Source organism: Peptoniphilus sp. (genome assembly GCF_050943655.1).
Classification (GTDB): domain Bacteria; phylum Bacillota; class Clostridia; order Tissierellales; family Peptoniphilaceae; genus Peptoniphilus_A.
In genome coordinates this window covers 1-3,479 of sequence record NZ_JBMNPQ010000111.1, presented here as the reverse complement: position 1 = coordinate 3,479, position 3,479 = coordinate 1, and the positions used below count along the sequence as shown (strand labels likewise).

Below are 3,479 nucleotides of genomic sequence, written 5' to 3'. Positions count from 1 at the left end.
AGACTATCTAGTGCATCGTCAAGAGTCTTTTGTGCAGAATCTAGTGCGTCAAGTGCTTCTTGTAGTTCTTTTTTGTAATCCATTTCTGCCTCCTATGTATTTTTCTTAATTATATCACAACACTCACTCGTCAATTTTTAAAATTCATCTAAGTTATAATTTTAATTTCATCTTAATGCCACATAGAACTTCCTTAGGCTATTTTTAGGTTTTCGGGCGTATATTTATATTAACGAAAGGGGTTAGGGTCATGAAAAAGCTTAGTAGATTTGAAAATAGATTAGAAGATATTTTGCAACAATTTGTGAAGAGACATTTTTTCATAGGTTTTCTCGTTGTCTTCGTTGGTTTTCCTCTTTTGGCAACAGCTATTTTGATGGCGGCAACATCAGTTATCAGTTTTATCATTGCACTGCTGTTTGGCTGGAACTAAGAAATCTTTATGGTTTCTTTATATCTTGTTAATGTCATTAATACTGTTTTAATATTTTAAATTTTATAATTTTGATAAAGGAGGAAAAAATGAAAATCGTAACAATAATAATCGGCATGATAATGCTATTTATGCTTATTTGGTATGTATATATTTTGATGAAAGGTGGTAAAGAGTGATGAGTGCAGTAGTTCAATATGTTTTTTATTTAGTCGCACTAATTCTATTTGCTGCTCCTCTTGGCATTTATATTAAAAAGGCGATGATGGATGAGAACACTTTTATTTCAAGAATTACTCTTCCTCTCGAGAACTTTATTTTTAAGATAATGAAGGTAAATAAGGACGAGGAGATGAGCTGGAAGAGTTACTTTATAAGTGTCGCTTTATTCTTTGGCGTTGGTCTTATATTTTTGCAAGTTCTTCAGATGGTTCAGGCTTATCTTCCGGGTAACCCCGAAGGTCTTTCAAACGTAAAGTGGGACCTTGCTTTTAATACTTCTTCAAGTTTTAACACAAATACCAACTGGCAGGCCTACAGCGGCGAGTCAACTCTTTCTTATCTTACTCAGTCGCTGGGTCTAACTGTTCAAAACTTTGTCTCAGCGGCAACGGGCATTGCAGTTTTGTTTGCGCTAATCAGGGGATTTACAAGAGTTAAGTCAAACACCGTGGGTAACTTTTGGGTGGATCTAACAAAAATAGTTTTAAGAGTTTTGATTCCACTTAACATTTTAGTTGCAATCCTCTTGGTATTTGGTGGAGTTATCCAAAACTTCAAGGGTCACGAAGAGGTGGATTTAATTGAACCAGTTGCAGTAACAGAAGAAGGAGAAGTAATAGATAATGCGACGATAAATCTTAAAGACGAAAGAGTAAGCGTCGACGGAAAAGTAATTGATGGTGCAAAGATTATAACCAAGGAGTACATCCCAATGGGACCTGCCGCAAGTCAAGTTGCCATTAAACAGACGGGCACAAACGGCGGTGGATTTATGGGCACAAACTCAGCTCATCCACTTGAGAATCCAAATGCTTTTACAAACTTTGTTGAGATGATTTCAATTTTATTAATTCCAGCTGCACTCTGCTTTACTTTTGGACTTGCAGTTGAAAACAAAAAACAGGGCAGGACAATTTTTGCTGCAATGTTTATCTGTCTTGTAATTGCACTGAGCGTCATTGCAATAAATGAACAACACGCAACGCCTGAGCTTTTGGCAAATAATTCAGTTGATATTTCTACAATTAACCAAGCTGGTGGCAACATGGAGGGCAAGGAAGCTCGATTTGGAATTGCATCGTCATCCACATGGGCAGCTTTTACAACGGCAGCATCTAATGGGTCGGTAAATTCAATGCACGACTCCTACACTCCACTTGGTGGCATGATGGCAATGCTTCTTATGCAGCTTGGCGAAGTTATCTTTGGTGGAGTTGGATGCGGACTTTATGGAATGCTTGCCTTTGCAATCTTGACAGTCTTTATTGCAGGTCTAATGGTTGGAAGGACTCCAGAATTTTTGGGCAAAAAGATTGAGCCCTATGAAATGAAGTGGGCAGTTCTAGTGTGTCTTGCAACTCCAATTGCAATACTTGTGGGTTCTGGAATTGCTGCTATGGTGCCAAGCGTTACAGATAGTTTAAATAATACTGGATCTCATGGATTTTCAGAACTACTTTACGCCTACACTTCTGCAGGTGGAAACAACGGCTCAGCCTTCGCAGGCTTTAATGCAGACACAGTGTTTTTAAATTTGACACTTGGAATTTCAATGATATTTGCAAGACTTTTGCCAATTGTCGGCACACTTGCCATTGCAGGAAGCTTAGGACAGAAGAAAAAAATTGCAACAACTGCCGGCACACTATCTACAACTAATGCGATGTTTGTATTCCTATTAATAGTGATAGTTCTTTTAATCGGCGCACTTAGCTTTTTCCCAGCTTTGGCTTTGGGACCTATAGCTGAATATTTCAGCATGTGAGGTGGAATATGAGTTCAAAAAATAAAAAATCTTTTTACGATAAAAAAGTTATTGGAAGGGCCTTAAAGGACTCCTTCATAAAATTAAATCCAAGAACACAAAAAGAAAATCCCGTAATGTTTTTGGTATATATTTCGGCGATTCTTACGACAGCTCTTTTTGTCGTCTCACTTTTTGGAATAAAGGACGCATCGCCTAATTTTACCTTGGCGATTGCAATAATACTTTGGTTTACAGTTTTATTTGCAAACTTTGCCGAAGCAATTGCAGAGGGAAGAGCAAAGGCACAGGCAGACTCCTTGAGGTCTTCCAAAAAAGATGTCGAGGCGCACAAGATTAAATCCTTAGGCGATAGAGAAAATGTAGAAGTCGTATCATCGTCTGAGTTAAAGAAAAAGGATATTGTCATAATAAAGGCGGGGGAACAGATCCCTTCCGATGGCGAAATAATTGAGGGTGCAGCATCTGTCGACGAAAGTGCCATAACTGGCGAGTCAGCTCCCGTCATTCGTGAGGCTGGTGGCGACAGATCTGCCGTAACAGGTGGAACGACACTTCTATCAGACTGGATAATAGTTGAAGTAACAAGTGATGCGGGAGAGTCCTTCCTCGACAAGATGATTGCAATGGTAGAGGGAGCATCGAGAAAGAAGACCCCAAACGAAATAGCCCTTCAAATATTTTTGGTGGCTCTTTCAATTATTTTTATCTTGGTCACACTATCCCTCTACACTTATTCAGATTTTTCTGCAAAGCAAAGCGGAATAGAAAATAAAACATCAATCACAACCCTCGTCGCACTTTTAGTCTGCCTTGCACCGACAACAATCGGCGCACTACTTTCTGCCATAGGAATTGCTGGCATGAGTAGACTCAACGAGGCAAATGTCCTTGCAATGAGCGGCAGGGCAATTGAAGCAGCAGGCGATGTAGATATATTGATGCTCGATAAAACTGGAACAATCACCCTTGGCAACAGGCAGGCAGTTTCATTTATACCAGTGGACGGAAAAGACGAGGCTGAAGTTGCAAGAGCGGCTGAACTTTCCTCACTTGCAG

3 protein-coding genes are annotated in these 3,479 nt (G+C 39.4%); all 3 read left to right on the top strand.

Annotated elements, in window-relative coordinates; translation table 11 throughout:
• Nucleotides 1-250: 250 nt before the first annotated feature.
• Complete coding sequence (locus ACOX6R_RS07675; RefSeq protein ID WP_433448906.1) at nucleotides 251-433, top strand: hypothetical protein; 183 nt, start codon at nucleotides 251-253, stop codon at nucleotides 431-433.
• Between the two features lie 178 nt (nucleotides 434-611).
• Nucleotides 612-2,420 carry a potassium-transporting ATPase subunit KdpA gene (gene kdpA / locus ACOX6R_RS07670; RefSeq protein ID WP_433448904.1) on the top strand — a complete coding sequence of 603 codons (1,809 nt, stop codon included), beginning with the start codon at nucleotides 612-614 and terminating at the stop codon, nucleotides 2,418-2,420.
• Between the two features lie 8 nt (nucleotides 2,421-2,428).
• On the top strand, nucleotides 2,429-3,479 hold a 1,051-nt coding region (locus ACOX6R_RS07665), incomplete at its 3' end, for an HAD-IC family P-type ATPase (RefSeq protein ID WP_433448903.1).

Excerpts from the sequence above, each read along its gene's own strand:
- ACOX6R_RS07675 (WP_433448906.1), top strand. The coding sequence starts at position 251 with ATGAAAAAGCTTAGTAGATTTGAAAATAGATTAGAAGATATTTTGCAA.
- kdpA (WP_433448904.1), top strand. The coding sequence starts at position 612 with ATGAGTGCAGTAGTTCAATATGTTTTTTATTTAGTCGCACTAATTCTA.